This window comes from Paenibacillus sp. GCM10027627, from assembly GCF_042675505.1.
Lineage (GTDB): Bacteria > Bacillota > Bacilli > Paenibacillales > Paenibacillaceae > Pristimantibacillus.
The window spans coordinates 202,531-219,789 of sequence record NZ_JBHTHB010000002.1 but is presented as its reverse complement, the minus strand read 5'-3'; the positions used below and the strand labels follow the sequence as shown (position 1 = coordinate 219,789).

The window sequence follows — 17,259 nt, the reverse complement described above, 5'->3', positions numbered from 1 at the left end:
TTGCGAGACAAAACGTTAAGGAGGACTAACCGATGGAAAATTGCTCAATTGTGACAAAGCCTGCTTTGCAGCTCGTTGGCATCAGTTATTGCGGCCCGTACTCGTCATTCCCGGACGAAGCGATTCGGCTTCAAACGGAATTTCTGGCCCGCAAGCACGAACTGAACGGTGCAGCCAGATCGACCGTCCTTTACAGCCCTTACTTTGGCAACGAGGCATTTGCAACCTATTGGGCCTGTTATGAGGTTCAGCATATTGAGGAGCTTCCGCAAGGAATGGTTCAATTGACGATCCCCGCGCATCGTTATGCGATGGTCGCCTGCTCCAACAAACGGATTGGCGAAGGCTATGAGCAGCTTAAAACGTGGATGAACGAACAGAAATTGCAGAAACATGATCAAGCGGTTTCCATTGAGCTTTTTTATATTGATGGGCAGCATTGGGAAGAGGAGCCGGTAGAGCTTCTTATTCCGCTTAAAGAATAGAGATGGAAAGAGCCTGGCGGAAGCGGGTTCTTTTTCTTTTGAAGGAGTCGGTTTCGACATGGAGCTTTATATAGTAGACGCTTTTACAAAAACGAGATTCAGCGGCAATCCCGCCGCCGTTTGCTTTGTCGAAGAAGACATAAGCGATCGTCATATGGCGCAAATCGCGGCGGAAATGAATTTGTCGGAAACGGCATTTCTGCAAAGGGAGCAGGATCACTACCGTCTAAGATGGTTTACGCCAAAAGTGGAGGTCGATCTTTGCGGCCACGCGACGCTAGGAGCGGCACATGCCTTATATGAAAGCGGAAGGCTGCGGCTACAGGACCGTGCGGAATTCATGACGAGAAGCGGGCTATTGACCGTCGTCCAGGGCGGAGAATGGTACACGATGGATTTTCCTTCGGAACCGCCTGCTGCTGTATCCGCTCCGAAGGAGCTGATTGAAGCGCTGGGCCTCATTCCGCGATATACGGGACGCAACCGGATGGACTTTTTGGTCGAGGTGGACAGTGTGGAGACGGTGCAAACGTTAAAGCCGGATTTTGCTTTGCTGAAGGGGCTTCAGGCGAGGGGCGTCATTGTAACGAGTGCAGCGGATCGAAAAGAAGCAGCGGACGAAGGCTTTGATTTTGTTTCCCGCGCCTTTTTCCCTGCGGTTGGCATAGATGAAGATCCCGTGACCGGCTCTGCGCATTGCGCGCTGGCTCCGTATTGGGGCAAGAGGCTGAGAAAGGATGAGCTGCAAGGCTATCAGGCTTCCAGCCGCGGGGGAACGGTTAAGATGAAGCTGGCTGGCGAGCGGGTCTACCTTTCTGGACAAGCTGTAACGGTGCTGAAAGGCAAGCTTGAAAGTTAACCGCTCGAAGGCAATCGGCTCATAATAGAGCGTGAAGCGTTCATCTTCTTTTTGCGCATATCGAAATACGGCAGCCCCAAAAAAGCTCCCTTCCAGCAGCAGGCGATCATGTTTCTTCTCGCCTAACTGTTAAGAGGGAGCTTTCTAGGTAAGTCAGTTGTGTGCGGTCTCCGGCAAACTTACCTTCGCAACATGTGAAGGTAATTAGCCCATTCCTTTCATGGAGGCGGGGATGGCTTTGTAGGATGTGACTTTGTTTTTTCCGGTTGTTTTGGAAAAATACATCGCTTCGTCAGCCTTTTTGATCATTTCCTGGACGGATGAGCAATCCTTTGTTGTACTGAAGCCTACGCTTATCGTTACAATCGTCTCTGTTTCGACGCGGCGCCTGATCGATTCCGCAACGATGTCGGGCTTCACCCGGTCCGTTCCGATACAAGCAAGCAGCTCCTCGCCGCCGTAGCGGCCTGCGGCGCCAATGCCGCTGGACTCTTCTTTAATAATTTCCGCTACCCGTTTCAGAACGCCATCCGCCTTATGATGTCCCTGCGTATCGTTTAATCGCTTGAAATTGTCTATGTCGCAAAAAATGACGGCGATGCCTTTGCTTCTCTCCAGCAGCCCTTCCGCCTTCAGATTGAAATGCCTGCGGTTGTACAAGCCGGTAAGTCCGTCGACGATGGACGATTGATAGGTGGACATAAGCCGCTCGATGACCCATTCAAACAAAAGCATAAACAAAAGGAAAAAATAAACGATCGGCAGCAGCACCGACAGCATCAACAGCCAAGATTGCGATCCATGGAACACGTAAGCATCTGCAATACGGACGAGCTCATACACAATAAAGACGATTAGACTGGCATAATATTTTGAATTCATGTCGGCGCTTCTTGTTGCCAGCAATATAATGAGAGTAACGACGATGGAATACACATCGAGAAGCGGGAACGCAAAGGCGCCGGGGTGCGTCCCGCCACTGTCAAACGGCTGAATGCCCACTTGAATAATAGCGAGCGCCACCGTCAGGAACGACATAATGGCGAACGGAACGATTCGAAGCCGGGCAGACCCGTACGTATACAATTTCATAAAAACAAAGTTTATAATAATAAAGGAAACGATATGCAGCACATTGGAAAATAAATAAATCCACGGCGAGAGGCTCCATCCCGGAAAGGCGAGCGCCACTAGCGCGCATTGTCTGGCAAAGACGAGCGAAATGCCCGTAATGAGCAGCCGGTACGTTTGTTTATTTCGATAGCTCACATAAAGCTTAATGGACATAAACAGCATCAGCGCAAGCACGACGATGACGGAGGAAGAAGAAAAAAGTTGTCCGTTTGGACCCGTTAACCATTGTATAATTGTCATAGGTTGACCACCAATATGTAGAAGTAGGGTTAAGCTTTACAGAAACATACGTTCTATTATATCATATTTCAGTGGAGAAGAAAGTTGAAATTACTTGCAAATCAAAGCGAATGACGCTTTAGAATCTTTCAGGAGTTGGGACGAATGAATATATTGCAAGCCTTGTTTTTTCCTCCGGACCAGCCGGGGGGCGTGTCGTCCATGGTCCCGTACATTCAAGAGCGTTTCCAAAAGATGGGCTGGGGGATGGAGCTGTTTTCCCTTCCCAAGCGCGTAAGGAACAAAGGTCAAGAAGAGGTTGTATTCCAAACCTTCGATCATAATGAATATATCGGCAATCCGCTCGTGGATAAGTATATACAAACTTATAAAGATTACGTTTGGTGGACGCGGATGCGTCTTCAGAAGCCTTACGATATTATTCACGCTCATCATCCGATCGCGGCTTTAGTGATGAAGCAGTTGTTCCCGGATACGCCGCTTGTCGTAACGGTGCATTCCAGTTACGAGCGCGAATTGATTTTGAACGGGAAAATAGAGGAGGGAGGGCCGGAACACCGTTTCCTCATCTCTATTTACAAGGAGCTAGAGGTCAAGGCCGATCGGATGATGACGGTGTCGGAATCGTTCCGGACTTACCTTGCGCCTTATATTCAATATCCTGAGAGCATCAAGGTCATTCCGAACGGCTTTGACGAAAAGCGATTTAAACCGATCGCACATGAAAACGAAGTCGCTCAGCTCATTTCCGTATGCCGGCTCGTGCCGGCAAAAGGCCTTGACGTGCTGCTCCATGCTTGCGCGGAGCTGAAGCAGCGGGGATACCCGTTTGTGCTTCATATGATAGGCGACGGCCCTATCCGCAAGGAGCTGGAGGAGCTCGCTCAAGAGCTGGGCTTGTATGATGATATTATTTTTTACGGCTATATGCTTCATCCCGAAGAGTTTATGCCCTTTTTTGATGTGTTCGTCCTGCCTTCGCGGGCGGAGGCGTTCGGTTCCGTATTTGCAGAGGCGGCACTTTGCTGGCTGGCGCTTGTCGGCACCAATGTAGGCGGCATCGCGGAGCAGATTGACGACGGAGTCAACGGACTGCTCGTACCGCCGGACGATGCTTTGGCGCTTGCGGACGCTTTGGAGAAAGTCGTATCCGACCCAACCTTTCGTTATCATTTGGCGCGTGCCGGCTGGGACAAAGCCAAAAAGGTTTATTCCTTGCAAAGAGTCATTTCCCAGCTGAAGAAGGTATACCAGGAGGCAAATGCCGGACGGAATGCCGAGTAATCGAATTTTGAAGGAGAGCGGGTGCCTTAGGTGAGTGTCTCATTTCGATTTATACACGCCGCCGACCTCCATTTGGACAGTCCGTTCCGGGGACTTGCGAAAGCGCCTGAAATTGTGAGAAAAGGACTCGCGGACGCCACCTTTGCGGCTTTGAACCGACTTACCGATATGGCCATTTTGCAAAGGGTAGATTTTATCGTCATAGCGGGTGATTTGTTTGATGAGGCGGACCGTTCGCTAAAAGCTCAAATTGCGCTGGTCAAGGAGTGGGAACGGCTGGCCGCCGCAGGAATAGCGGTTTTTGCCATCCACGGCAATCATGATCATTTGGGAGGGAGGAGAGCCCGGCTGGAGCTCCCTCCATCTGTACATATTTTCGGGGCGGCGGAGGTGTCTTCCTGCCCAGCCTTTACAAAAAGCGGCGAGCTGGCCGCATATATTTATGGAGTATCGTACGGGGAGCGCGCTGTGTCCCGCAATTTGGCTGCGGAATATATCACTTCGCCGGGGGGCCCTTACCATATTGCGCTGCTGCATGGCAATGTGGGCGGCCATCCGTCTCATGATCCGTATGCTCCATGTACGCTGGAGGAGCTGGTCAAAAGCGGCTTTCAGTATTGGGCATTAGGCCATATCCACAAACGAGAAGTTTTGCATGAATATCCTCATGTCGTCTATTCGGGCAATTTGCAAGGGAGGCATCCTAAGGAAACGGGAGCGAAAGGCTGCTATTTAGTCGATGTAGACCGCTCTGGAGCAACGAAGCTGCGTTTTTGCCCGCTCGATACGATTCGCTGGGAGGAAGAGACGATCTCGATAGACGGAATCGAGACGGAGCAGCAGCTTCTTCGCCATATGGACCGAGCGGTCGCCTTGAGGCTGCAAGCGGAGGAAGGCTGCTCCGTCATGCTCCGCATCCGCCTTGTTGGAAGAGGCGCATTGCATGAGGCGCTTCGGCAGACGGCGACGATCACAGCGCTGCTGGAAGGCTTGCAGCTGGAACACGAGCTGGCGGAGGGGCGCAATTGGATTTTTGTGTACGAGCTGCTAACGGAAACGGGTGCCGAAATCGATTGGGTTGGGCTCGCCGGAGAAGAAAGCTTCACCGGTGAATTGCTCAGAATGAGCTATAAGCTGGAGCAAGACGAAGAGGCGTGGCGGGGCTTTGCCCGGGAAGCTTTGCAAGATGCGATTGAACATGCGAGGGCAGGGCTGATCGGCAGGGAGAAGTGGGAGGAGCTACCCGAAAGGTGGCTGGAACAAGCAAGAGAGCTTACCATCAGTCTGCTTGCAAAAGAAGAACATACAGGCCGTCGGCCTTGAGTAGGGAGGCTATAGCGATGAAGCTGATGGAAGCTCATATAGACGGCTTTGGATCCATAAGTAACCGGCGCCTTGATTTGGACGCGCCGGTTATTGTCGTTTTTGGACCGAATGAAGCGGGAAAAAGCACTTTGTTCGGCTTTTTGCGAACGATGCTGTACGGTTTTGCAAGGCGCGCGAGCTCGGCGGATCGGCAGGAGCCTTTATATGGCGGCAGGCACGGAGGCAGTTTGATTTTAAAGGGGGCGGACGGAGCTTGTTTTGTGCTGCTTAGACATGCCGATGAAGCTGGAGGCAAGCCGCGAATTAGAAGGGTGTCGGAGGGAAGCGCCGAATTTGGGGCGGAAATGCCGCTTGAGCAGAGCAATTGGGAGCTGCGCTTCCTTGGCGGGATGAATGAGCGGCTGTTCCGGACGCTGTTTGCCATTACGCTGACGGATTTGCAAGAGGCAAGCGCTTTGTCGGGCGCAGAGCTCGGGAACCATCTTTATCAGGCGGGATGGGACGGCGGCAGAAGCATTGCAAAAGCGGAGAAGGAAATTTCGCAGGGGCTCGAAGCTATGTTTAAGCCGCGAGGAACGAACCAGACCATTAATTTGCAAATGAAAGAATTGGATTCGCTGGAGGCGGAGCTGCGGAAGCTTGGGGACGACATTGACGGCTATAACGAGCTGAAGAGAAAAGAAGAGATGGCGGAGCAGGCTTTAGCTCAAGTAAATGAACGGCTTCCCGAAACGCGGCGTCTGGCGGCATTGCTGCGGAAAGCGATTTTATTGCGTTCCGCATGGCTGAGAAGAGCTGTTTTGCTGGCCGAAAGAGAATCTATCGGGTATGCGGAACGTTTGCCGGCTGGGGCGGAGAGCATTTGGGCGGATGCCATTCGGCTCCGCGGGGAAATGAGCGAGCGTATAGATGTTTTGCTCGCGGAACGGCATCTTCTACAAAGGCAAAGAAATGACGTAAACGGAGACAGCGGTCTGATTGCGCTTGAGGCCGAGACGGAGTCTTTGCTGCTGGCATCGGAAAGAATGCGAGCCCTTCAAGATCAACGGCTGGAGTGGGAGAGTGAGCTTAGGGAGCTCGACGAGTCGATTGCATCGCTCATTACGGGAATTTCTCCGGAATGGACGGAACGCCAGCTTCGCGAGCTTGCGGTGACCATTGCCGACCGTGACTATGCCCGCCGGATGAAAGAAGAGGCATCGGCCGGGCGGAGCGCGGCTGACCGCCGTCAGGCGGAGCTTGAAGCCATTCGGGCTCAGGCGAAGGAATTGAAGCAGCGGCTGGAAGAAGCGGAGACGGCCTCACGGGAGTCGCAAGCGAGGTTCGAGAGCAGCCGCAGGGGACGAATGGGCTTCTTCATTCCGGAATCAAAAGCTTCGCTCTCCACTGCCTGGGATCTGCTGGACGAAGCATTAAGGCGGCTTGAGCTGGGACGAGCTGAGCGGGCAGCGCAAGGGGTAGCGGAAGGGGCGGCAAGCGATAGGGCGGCATCGTGGGCTATATGGGCTGGAATAGGCTTTGCCGGAGCCGCTGCTGCTCTGGGAACTGCCGCTATAGGCGGCTGGGCTGGCGATGCAGCGTCTATTTCCACCGCTGGCGCTATCTCCTTTGGCGGAGCTGCTGTCGTTTTTTTGGCGGCGGGGATTTGGAGGAGAGCTGCGGCGGATAAAGGAGCGGACAGAGCGACTAGAGGCAGAGGGAACGGACGTAGAAAAATGGGAGGGGCATCCTCCGAGCAATTTGGTGTAAGAGAGGCGTTAGAAGGCTTGCTTAGAGCGGATGAAAGCAAGCTGAGCGAGTGGCTGGAGTCGCTTCGGCGGGATGGAAACTCCGCTTCGGCATTAAGAGCGGTGCTTAGGACGGAAGTTCAAGAACGGCTGGAGGCTATGGCTTCTTATGAAGGATGCGAGGCTAGACGACTGGAATGCGAAAGCCGGTATTTCCGTATCCGCAAGGAGCTGGAGGAACGGCGCGAAATGGAAGGGGCTGAAGCGCTCAAGCGTGGGCTGGCTGCTGCGGATTGGGAGCATTGGCTTGCGGTACGAGCTCTTCCGGCGGGCATGTCCCCCGAATCCGCGCTAGAGTCGTTCGAGATCGCCGAAGCGGCTTTGGAAAAGCTTAAGCAGTACGACCGCATCAGCTTCCGATTGGAGGAGGCTAAGCGGGAGTGGACCGGGTACCGGGAGAAGACTGCGGAGCTTTGCGGGACATATGAGCAAGCCGTCCGGCTGTTAAATGATGATCCGGCGCTCGCTCTGCGATGGCTACAAGCTGAAATTCGGAGACATGCGGCGCTATTGGAAGAGGCCAAATCGATGGATGCCCGCCTTAACGTATTGACGTTGGAGCTAGAGTCTATGCAATTGCGCATGACGGAATGGAATCAAAAAATAAAAGGGATGATGGATGAAGCGCAAGTGACTGACGAAGGGCACTATTGGGAAGCGATTAAGCATCGCCGCCTGTTAACGGCTCTCGACCAAGAAAGGAATGCGCTGGACATTGAGCTGGCTGCCGGTACGGGAGAAGAAGGCGGATGGCTCCAGGTGGAAGCCTCGCTTCAGCGGTTTGACGGGGAGCAGTTGCAGGAACAATACGATAAGCGACTGGACGAGGAAACAGGGCTGATGGAGGAGCAGCGGGTGTTGCTGGAGCGCCGCGGAGAATTGCGGGGAGCACTCGAACGGTTGCAGCAAGAGGAGGCGCGGCGTGAACGGCTGATGAAGCGTGAATTAACGCTAGCCGGTCTGGATGCCTCCATGGAACGTTATGCCGTTCTCGCTATTGGCAAAGCACTCATCGATAAAACGAAGCGGATCTATGAAGAGGAGCGGCAGCCTGCCGTTTTGCGCAACGCTTCCCGCTATATACGCCATTTGACGCAAGGAAAATATATAAGGGTACACGCAAGCTCGAATCGTCAAGGGATCGAAGTGGAGAATAGGGACGGGCAATGGGTAGACAGCGGAAAGCTTAGTCGGGGAACGGCAGAGCAATTGTATTTGGCGATGCGGCTGGCGCTTGCAAAAGAATATAAGCCGGGAGCGAATATGCCTTTGCTTCTTGACGATCCTTTCGTAAATTTTGATGCAGACAGGCTAAAAGCCGCTATTAAATGGGTCGCGGAGCTGGCGGATGAGCGCCAAATCGTATTGTTTACTTGCCATGAGCATACTCGGGACATGCTGCTTGCCGCACGCGGCGATGCCAAGCTGGTCGACCTGAGCTCAGCCGCCGCGTTGTAGAGGAACAAATGAAAGAAGGCGAAATGGCTATAACCTGCGGTAAGCGACGCGTTTTCGAATCATAAGCACGAGCCAGCCAAGGCTGATCAGTCCAAACAACGGATAAAGCGTGGACAATAGCGGACCGAATCCAATTTGGCTCGCCAAATAGCAGATGACAAGCACGCCGAACGTCAGCAGCTCGCGCGACCATTTCAGCCGTTCTTGCAGCTGCAGGGTCAAGCCGTAAATGTCGGCGATTAGCGTTGTAAATATTTCTGCGAAAATAAGGAAGATGTAGATGAGCTGAACGTAATGTCCGAGCTGTCTGGCGATTCCGCCCATCGGAATGGCAAATTGCTGAATGCCCGGCATATGGACCGACAAAGCGATATGTCCGGCCAGCAGCATAAAACCGATGCCGATGCTGCCTACCCAAGAGCCGATTACGATCGTTTTTTTGTCGCGAATCTCGGCTCCTAGCGGTACAAGAACGGCTTGCGACAGCGAAAGGTTGAAGGCGGTATACAGAAAAGGGGACGCCCATGCGGCCCAAGGGGAAAAGTCGGTCGTAAGCGTAATAAATTTATTGGAACCCGGCGTTTGGAAAGTATCGATCATGACAAGCACGGTAAACAGCAGCATAACGGGGACGACGATGGCGTTGACGGCCAAAATCGATTTCATGCCTTTGCGCAGCAGAAAAAAGCTTGCGACAACGGTAATGAGGAGGCCTGTCTGATAGGAGATATTCCAATGCTCGTAAAAGATAGTGCCGGCACCCGCAAGCATGACGGCCGTTACTCCAAGCAAAATGACAAGCATAAAATGGCTGATAAGTCGGCCATATCGATCGCCAAACAGCGCTTTATTGAGATCCTCATATGACTTCGCACGAATTTCGCTTGCGATAAGCATCATTTTGGTACCAAGCCAAATGAACAGCACCGTAGACAAAGCGATCGTTGCGGTGCCCCAATAGCCGAATCTCGTAAAAAACTGCAAAATTTCCTGTCCGGTCGCAAAACCTGCGCCGACGATTGTGCCCATGTAGGTTGAAGCGATTTGAAATACCTGGCCTGTACGTTTTGACATCATACCGTCCTCCGATCCAACTGCCTTCTCTCTATGAAGGTATGTCGGGCGGAGGACAGGCATGACACAAATCTAGAAGTCAGCCATGAGCGAGCAGCTTCATGGACACGATTTCGTTTAATTCAGGATCGACATCCAGCTTTAACCTGGCCCCTTCCGCATCGTAGATTAGCAAGTATTCCGATTGTGAATCGGGCTTGCCGAGCTCGTCCACCGCTTTCTCCGGTTTATCCCCCACTTTCAGGCCGCTTAGGCCGGCTTTTATATGCGGATCGTACACTTCGACAAAATGAACGGCCCCCATTGAATTGATGCCAACTGCAAATCCTTTGTATTCCAACACTTGAATATTTCCTGTTTCTTCTTTTAGTGAATAGCGGTCAAGCTCTTTGCCAAATTCGGATTCGACATGATGATCGCTGTCCCCGATGGAAATGCCATGGAGCTGCGGTTCGCTTAAACTCCAACCGGTTTTGGCGCTACCCGGCTTTGCTGCGCCCTGCTTCTCCGGCTGACTGCTGGAATTTTCCGTAGAAGTGTCCTGCTCTCGGTCAATAGGGGGTGTGTGCGAGGGCAGCTCCTCCACATTCCCTTGGTCGATACTTTCCAAATAAGACTGCTGCGGGCTCCCCGGTTTTACTTCAGCTTTCTCATCCTCGATAGGATGGACGGAGTTGTCTTCTTTGCCGCATCCGGTCAATGCAATGGCCAGAAGAGCCGCTGCCGCCCAAAGCAGCATTTTGCCCCATACAGCTTTTGAACAGAGGTTCAAAGGATCGCCTCCAAATGAATTCATTCTATATAGTAGGACGCTTAGCTACAGTTAAAGTTGCTACCCTTTTTCCATTTTATTTTTATGTTTCCTTTTCTTTGATCTTCATCTGCCTAAAAAAGAATGTGGCAATATTCCGATAATTAGTGGGCCTGTTGCGCTTTTTGCCCGACCTATGGTACCTTATCGAAAAGGGATTTTTGGCGGAGGTTGTTTGAATGGAAAAGTTGAAGCAGCGCATATTGGAGCAATCGTCGGTCATATCTAGCGATGTTCTTCGAATGGATGCGATTATCAATCATCAGCTTGACCCGGCTCTTACGATGGAGATGGGCCATGAGTTTGCCAGCAGGTTCGCCGAACAATCCATCACAAAAGTGATTACGGTTGAATCTTCCGGCATTCCCGCAGCGTTTGCTACGGCTTATGTGCTAGGTGTGCCAATGGTGTTCGCACGGCGGAAGAAGACGCTCATCGCAGATCCTGATGTGTATGTGGAACGGGTGCCGTCTTTTACAAAAGGGATGGTCACGGATATTATGGTGTCCAAGCAATTTTTGACAAGCGAAGACCGCGTCCTATTTATCGACGATATTATTGCAAACGGCGATGCTGCGCGCGGGCTCATTAAAATTATTGAACGTTCTGGAGCGAAGCTTGAAGGCATCGGCATCGTGGTGGAGAAATCGTTCCAAGCCGGCGGCCGGACGCTGCGTGAACTGGGCATTCGGGTGGAGTCGCTCGTTAAAATTTCTTCGCTTGATAACGGGGAAATCGAATTTGAATAAGAAGTACCAGCAGGCTTTCTCTTTCCCGAGGCGAATTTATCGCTTATAATGGAGGAGAATTAGGCGAGGGGAGGCGTAAGGTCATGGAAAACTTGAACGCTGATTTTTTGAAAGCCAAACTAACCGACGCAAAAACTCATTTTGAGAGAGCGCTGGACTGCAAACATACGGAGTTTGATGACTTATACCCTTATATGATTGAACATCCGCAATTTTTCTGGTACAAACGTTACGTCGCTTGGTCCGAACTGCTCACCATTGTAAAATTGTGCGAAGAGCTATCTGCCGGATGGCAGGACGTCTTTACCGAAAAGCAAGCGGAATACATTGGAAAGCGCGTCATGTCTTCTCGTGTTTTGGATGAATGGTACGAGACAAATCGGGAGCATGTTGGAGGCTAATCGGCTTACATTCGATTATATGGGCATAGAAGAAGCCTCAATGAATCATGGAATGTGATCATTGAGGTTTTTTTGTATAATGGAGATTGGGACAATAAAAACAGAACGAAACTGCAAGGAGGTTTGGGCCGTAATGGTGACAGAGGAACAACTGGATCGTTTTCGCTTGTCGGGCGAAACGGTTAGAGTCGTGCGAGACGAGCTGGAGATCAATGACGTAGTCGGTATTGTCGTAGCTTGGGACGACGCTTCGGTCGTCATGCGCAAGCCGAGCAGGCGTGTCGTTAAGCTTAGCCGTACTTACCTTTATATGCCGGCTGCGGAAGAGCGGAAGCTTCCTCCGTCAGTCATCATTTCAATGGAGGAGTGACAGGATATGAAATGTCCAATTTGTAACGATGTGCGGATGAAAGCGGTTGTGAAGGACGGAGTCGAAATTGACTTGTGTCCGGAATGCAAGGGCGTATGGCTCGATAGAGGCGAACTGGAGAAGCTGCTGCAAGGGGTAAATGAAGTTCGTCAAGATTACGAGCGGATGGAACAGCACATGCAGCAAAATTCGGCTTTGTATGGCGGCGGGGCTCCTGCCTCCGGCACAGCATTTGGTCAAGCGCAGCCGTCCTCCGGCTACGGACAGCCGCCTTTTGGCAGCCAAGGATCGGGGCAGCAAGGTTATGGCAATCAAGGTTTTGGACAGCAGGGCCAAAGCAATCAGAGCTTCAGTCAGCCGGCACAGAATGGGCAAGCTTTCGGGCAGCCAAGCTATGGCCAGCCGCAGCAAGGCGGCTTTGGCGCTCCTCCGGCAAGCGGGCAAAACTATTCCCAGCCGCCTTCCGGATATAGCGGAAGCCAGTCGTCCAAGCCGGGCTATCCGCCCAACTATAATCAACCCGGCTACAACCAAAGCCATTCGCATTCGCAAAGCCACAATCAAGGCTATGGTTACAATAAACATCACAGCTCCTACAAGAAAAAGAAAACGGTTTTGGACATTTTCGGCGATTTATTCGAGTAAAGGTCGAATAAAGGAAAAAGCTCATTCGCAAAAGGCGATTTGCCTGCGGATGAGCTTTTTTCGTTCGGATGTTTTGGGCGAGAGAGGGGGCCGCTTAAGAGAACAGGCTGACGGCCCGTTTGCGCATGCCTTCCATCGGTCCCAGTTTGAATATGCCCAGCCATACGTTGGCGAACAGCAGTTGGACCATCGAGACGGCGATCCATACTCCAATAATTTGGATGGAATCCAGCTTTCCACCGAGACCGAGTCCCCAGCCGTAGAAAATAACGGTGCTCAGGATGTTTTGCAAGACGTAGCAGCTTAACGACATTTTGCCCGTTTGTTCCAGCCAGTTCCACAGTCTAAAATGCGGTTTCCATTCGAGGATGCGGGCAATGACAGCCAAATAGCCCATAGCGAGCAAAGGAGCAAACAGATAGCGTACAAATACGTCAAGCCCTGCAAGAGGAACAAAAGAAAGCAAAGTGAGCGGGAGCCCAAGTCCGATCCCCCATTTCATTAGCTTGCGGCGAATGCCACGCCCCTTTTCGTCATCGCCAAATGCCCCGTTTCTCATTAGCAGCACGCCGCACAGAAATAGCACAATGTTGAGCGGAAGGGCGAAAAACACTTCAAACCGCAGCACAAGGAAATTAGAAAGTCTAGCTTGAACCTGCTCGAACCAAGTTCCAGACGAATAAATGGCGCCAAAGTCGACTCCAGAGTCGTACGAAGCGTCTCCACCCGTATTGGCCAGCAAAAATATGCCCGCGAACAAGAGAGAAACAAGCAGCAGATGGATTCCTCCGACCCATTTGATCGTGCGGCGAATGGCCTTGTCACCCGCTCTTACAATAAACGCGACAATAATGGCCGCCAGCGCGTATCCCATCAAAATGTCGTATTCCATCACAAGCGTAAAGTGGATAAAGCCCTCCAGCATTAAAATAATCGATACCCATAAATAAGTGCCGGGCCACGGAGAGCCCTTTCGCAATGACTGCTGGTATTTCATTTCTAATCCAACACCGAACATGACCGACAGCAAGCCCAAAAATTTTCCGTTTACAAAAGTAAGGACTAGCGTTTGCAGGAATTTGTCCATCGATTCCCACCATTTGTTGACTTCGAACGCGACTACTTGGCTTGAATCCCCAATGTAAGCAAATATCCAGATGTTTGTACCGAGTGTGCCGAGAATTGCGAAGCCCCGTAAAATGTCCAACATACGAATACGGTTAACACTTCTCTCCATAATACTCTCTCCTTAGTATTTTCTCTCTTTTTTGGTACGTTGTATTAACAAAAACTAATTTAACACATTGTATTAAAAAAGACAATAGTCTATAATACAGCTATGCCAAAAATAGTTGATCACGAAAAACAACGCCAGCTCGTTGCTGAGGCTGCGCTTAGAGTTATTCAGAAGGGCGGACTCGATCAGGCGACCGTTCGCAATATTGCGGAGGAAGCCGGACTGTCGGTCGGTTCCATGCGTCATTATTTTTCCAGTCAGGCCGAGCTGTTCGGTTTTTGCATGAGGTTGTTTTTGAACCGGATTAACAAACGTGTGGAAGCGATGAACTACGACGGTCCTTTGCTGGATGTGCTGAAACATTTTATTTTGCAGTTTATGCCGGTGGACGAGGAACGTAGATTGGAAATGGAGGTTTGGTTTTCCTACAACATCAAGGTACTGCTTCATCCGGGTCTAAAGCCGTTAAGCGACGAAATGTACGATGGTTTGTTTAGAGCGGCGCAATTTGTGGTGGACATGCTGGATAGAAGGGGGCTGACAAAGTCCGGCCTTAATCTGGTAATGGAAACGGAGAAACTGTTTGCGCTTATTGACGGGCTTGCTCTTCATCATATTTTGCGTCCTGCGGATGTGACGGCCGCTTCAATAGAAGAAATCATCGCTCAACATTTGAAAGAGTTATGCGATCCGTCGAAGCTTTGAGTTATGGTGGAGCGCGACTGCTCCAAGCTGCGTTAGGGATAAGGGGAAGTGGGCACGGCGAGGCGATTCCCCCCTCGCGTCCTTTTTGAAAATAAAAGCATAAAAAAGAGGTTGCTCCGTCAGTCTAAAAGACTAAAGGAACAACCTCTTCTTTTGTTTGATGCGGTCGAGAGGACTCGAACCTCCACGGCTGTTACACCACTAGAACCTGAATCTAGCGCGTCTGCCAATTCCGCCACGACCGCAAATCAATTGTTGTGTCAACAAAAAATAATATATCACATGTTTCCATATTAGGTCAAGCTGAGTTTTGACGAAAGTGTAGGAGAAGTTTAATCGCTGCATCGTGCCCGTATAACGGATTAGATTTAATCCATCACTATTGCGTGGGAAATAAAGGATAGAAAAAGGCAGCTATGAAGATACTATCCCAATACTATTCTTAAACCGACAATGGAGGCCAAACGAATGAATACAAGAGACAACGGCGAATTAGAGAAAGGGAATGCCAAGCAACAACAATTGGACGCGTTCCGGGTTCCAAATGCCGGCGAGGCGTTGACGACCAATCAGGGGCTCAAGGTGGATGACGATGAGCATTCCTTAAAAGCAGGGGTTAGAGGCCCAACCATTATGGAAGATTTTCATTTCCGTGAAAAAATGACTCATTTCGATCACGAGCGAATTCCGGAGCGGGTTGTTCATGCGAGAGGATTTGGCGCTCACGGCGAGTTTCAATTATACGAATCGATGGCGGAATATACGAAGGCAAAATTTTTAACGGACACGTCGCTTGTCACGCCGGTATTTGTCCGATTTTCTACCGTGGCGGGCTCCCGCGGCTCAAGCGATACAGTACGCGACGTGCGGGGTTTTGCGGTCAAGTTTTATACAGAGGAAGGAAACTACGATTTGGTCGGCAACAATATGCCGGTATTTTTTATTCAGGATGCCGTCAAATTTCCTGACTTTATTCATGCTGTTAAGCCGGAGCCGCCAAACGAAATTCCGCAGGCATCTTCGGCGCATGATACGTTTTGGGATTTTGTTGGCGCAAATACAGAAAGCGCCCATATGATTATGTGGGTTATGTCGGGCCGGGCGCTGCCGCGAAGCTTCCGAATGATGGAGGGATTTGGCGTCCACACATTCCGTTTTATTAACGAAAAAGGGAAATCGCATTTTGTTAAATTCCATTGGAAGCCGAAGCTTGGCGTACATTCACTAGTTTGGGATGAAACGCAAAAGGTGGCGGGCAAAGACCCGGACTTTAACCGGCGCGACCTGTGGAATGCGATTGACCACGGAAATTACCCGGAGTATGAGCTTGGCGTGCAAATTTTGAAGGAAGAGGACGAGTTCAGCTTCGACTTTGACATTTTGGATGCGACCAAGCTGTGGCCCGAGGAGGTTGTTCCCGTTCGTATCATAGGCAAAATGACGCTGAACCGCAATACGGACAACTTTTTTGCGGAAACGGAGCAGGTTGCGTTCCACGTTGGCCACCTTGTGCCGGGGATCGATTTTACAAATGATCCGCTCCTGCAAGGAAGATTGTTTTCATATACCGATACGCAGCTGCTGCGCCTTGGGGGGCCGAACTTTACGGAAATTCCGATTAACCGGCCCATTGCTCCCGTTCATAACAACCAGCGCGACGGCATGCACCGGATGACGATCAATCCTGGACAAGTCAGCTATCATAAGAGCGGACTGGCGGGGAGCTATCCCGCTCCCGTATCCCAGCAGGAGGGCGCCTACCGCCATTACGAGGAGAAGGTCGAAGGCCGCAAAATTAAAGCAAGAAGCGCGAGCTTCGAGGATCATTTCAGCCAAGCGGCGATGTTCTGGCACAGCATGTCGGCGGCGGAGCAAAAGCAAATTGTCGACGCATTCCGGTTCGAGCTTGGCAAAGTGCTGTCTAAGGAAGTGCGGCAGCGGGTGGTCGATGTGTTCAGCCGGGTAGCGGAAGAGTTGGCCGAAGCGATTGCGGCCGGCATTGGGGCGACGGCAACGAAAGGGGTGGCGGCCCAGCCCAAGTTTCATTCTCCGGCTCTTAGCATGATGAATACCGTGAAGACGGCTGCCACTCGAAAAGCGGCCATTTTGCTAGGCAACGGATTTGCCGCGGTAGAGGTCAAAGCCCTGCAGCAATCGCTGAGCGAGGCAAAAGTGACGGCGGATATCGTTAGCATCACGCTTGTGCCGGTAAAAGGGGATGACGGATCTGTGCTGGAGCCGCAGCAATCGCTGCTTACTGCCGCATCCGTCCTATATGACGCAGTCTATATTCCAGGCGGACGGCAAAGTGTGGACGAGCTGCTCAGCGATGTGAAAGCGGCGGATTTTGTTAGGGAGGCATTCTTGCACTACAAAGCGATTGGCGCATCTGGTGAAGCAAGTCCATTGTTGGCTGCTGCGAAAATTATTGCTGCTTCGAGCGCAGGAGGCGATAGCGGAGTACAGCCTGGCGTTTTGCTTGCCGGAGGAGGCGGGCCGGACGCAGCTTTCGCCAAAACGTTTGTTGAGGCGATTGCCTCGCATCGATTCTGGGACCGAAATGTTCAACCCGTATAGTCCCTATTGTATAAAAAAGACGAGTAGTGTTCCTTTTACAAAGGGGCTGTGGCATAAGTAGGTGTGTTTGTTTGATGAGACCGCTCGCAAGCTTAAAACATATAAATCCGCAAGAAG

General features: G+C 51.3%; 15 protein-coding genes and 1 tRNA gene. 11 read left to right on the top strand and 5 right to left on the bottom strand.

Going from position 1 to position 17,259, the window contains the following annotated elements:
* Positions 1-32: 32 nt before the first annotated feature.
* Complete coding sequence (locus ACFQZE_RS09035) at positions 33-485, top strand: GyrI-like domain-containing protein (protein ID WP_379355962.1); 453 nt, start codon at positions 33-35, stop codon at positions 483-485.
* A gap of 58 nt (positions 486-543) precedes the next feature.
* Positions 544-1,344, top strand: coding sequence for a PhzF family phenazine biosynthesis protein (locus tag ACFQZE_RS09030; protein ID WP_379355960.1), 801 nt, complete (start codon positions 544-546; stop codon positions 1,342-1,344).
* Between the two features lie 204 nt (positions 1,345-1,548).
* Here ACFQZE_RS09030 and ACFQZE_RS09025 read toward each other — a convergent pair whose 3' ends face one another.
* A complete protein-coding gene (locus ACFQZE_RS09025) occupies positions 1,549-2,718 on the bottom strand; it encodes a GGDEF domain-containing protein (protein WP_379355958.1) in 1,170 nt (389 codons plus the stop codon).
* Positions 2,719-2,862: 144 nt separating this feature from the next.
* Here ACFQZE_RS09025 and ACFQZE_RS09020 point away from each other — a divergent pair, with 144 nt between their 5' ends.
* From ACFQZE_RS09020 to ACFQZE_RS09010, 3 genes are read left to right on the top strand one after another with little or no spacing between them, the layout of a single operon-like run.
* Entirely contained in the window at positions 2,863-4,002 is a 1,140-nt protein-coding gene (locus tag ACFQZE_RS09020) for a glycosyltransferase family 4 protein (protein WP_379355956.1), read from the top strand.
* Positions 4,003-4,032: 30 nt separating this feature from the next.
* Entirely contained in the window at positions 4,033-5,325 is a 1,293-nt protein-coding gene (locus ACFQZE_RS09015) for a metallophosphoesterase family protein (protein ID WP_379355954.1), read from the top strand.
* Between the two features lie 17 nt (positions 5,326-5,342).
* Entirely contained in the window at positions 5,343-8,573 is a 3,231-nt protein-coding gene (locus ACFQZE_RS09010; protein ID WP_379355952.1) for an AAA family ATPase, read from the top strand.
* Between the two features lie 27 nt (positions 8,574-8,600).
* On the opposite strand, the gene ACFQZE_RS09005 is transcribed toward ACFQZE_RS09010, so the two are convergent.
* Together ACFQZE_RS09005 and ACFQZE_RS09000 are read right to left on the bottom strand one after the other, a co-directional pair.
* Positions 8,601-9,647, bottom strand: coding sequence for a YkvI family membrane protein (locus tag ACFQZE_RS09005; protein WP_379356990.1), 1,047 nt, complete (start codon positions 9,645-9,647; stop codon positions 8,601-8,603).
* Between the two features lie 79 nt (positions 9,648-9,726).
* A complete protein-coding gene (locus ACFQZE_RS09000) occupies positions 9,727-10,419 on the bottom strand; it encodes a hypothetical protein (protein WP_379355950.1) in 693 nt (230 codons plus the stop codon).
* A gap of 218 nt (positions 10,420-10,637) precedes the next feature.
* Between ACFQZE_RS09000 and ACFQZE_RS08995 the strand changes: the two genes are divergently transcribed.
* The 4 genes from ACFQZE_RS08995 to ACFQZE_RS08980 all read left to right on the top strand — a co-directional run bounded on the left by ACFQZE_RS08995 (position 10,638) and on the right by ACFQZE_RS08980 (position 12,623).
* Entirely contained in the window at positions 10,638-11,207 is a 570-nt protein-coding gene (locus ACFQZE_RS08995) for a xanthine phosphoribosyltransferase (RefSeq protein ID WP_379355948.1), read from the top strand.
* Between the two features lie 83 nt (positions 11,208-11,290).
* Positions 11,291-11,608 carry a hypothetical protein gene (locus ACFQZE_RS08990; protein WP_379355946.1) on the top strand — a complete coding sequence of 106 codons (318 nt, stop codon included), beginning with the start codon at positions 11,291-11,293 and terminating at the stop codon, positions 11,606-11,608.
* A gap of 133 nt (positions 11,609-11,741) precedes the next feature.
* On the top strand, positions 11,742-11,978 hold the full coding sequence (locus ACFQZE_RS08985; protein ID WP_379355944.1) for a hypothetical protein: 237 nt from the start codon (positions 11,742-11,744) through the stop codon (positions 11,976-11,978).
* A gap of 6 nt (positions 11,979-11,984) precedes the next feature.
* Positions 11,985-12,623: a TFIIB-type zinc ribbon-containing protein gene (locus tag ACFQZE_RS08980; RefSeq protein WP_379355942.1), complete on the top strand. Its 639-nt coding sequence runs from the start codon at positions 11,985-11,987 to the stop codon at positions 12,621-12,623.
* Positions 12,624-12,717: 94 nt separating this feature from the next.
* On the opposite strand, the gene ACFQZE_RS08975 is transcribed toward ACFQZE_RS08980, so the two are convergent.
* Positions 12,718-13,860: a DUF418 domain-containing protein gene (locus tag ACFQZE_RS08975; RefSeq protein WP_379355940.1), complete on the bottom strand. Its 1,143-nt coding sequence runs from the start codon at positions 13,858-13,860 to the stop codon at positions 12,718-12,720.
* A gap of 102 nt (positions 13,861-13,962) precedes the next feature.
* Here ACFQZE_RS08975 and ACFQZE_RS08970 point away from each other — a divergent pair, with 102 nt between their 5' ends.
* A complete protein-coding gene (locus tag ACFQZE_RS08970) occupies positions 13,963-14,565 on the top strand; it encodes a TetR/AcrR family transcriptional regulator (protein WP_379355938.1) in 603 nt (200 codons plus the stop codon).
* Positions 14,566-14,726: 161 nt separating this feature from the next.
* Here the strand turns inward: ACFQZE_RS08970 and ACFQZE_RS08965 are convergent.
* Positions 14,727-14,810 (bottom strand) — tRNA-Leu (locus ACFQZE_RS08965).
* 223 nt (positions 14,811-15,033) lie between these two features.
* Here ACFQZE_RS08965 and ACFQZE_RS08960 point away from each other — a divergent pair.
* Positions 15,034-17,142, top strand: a complete 2,109-nt coding sequence (locus ACFQZE_RS08960) for a catalase (protein WP_379355936.1) — start codon at positions 15,034-15,036, stop codon at positions 17,140-17,142.
* Positions 17,143-17,259 lie beyond the last annotated feature (117 nt).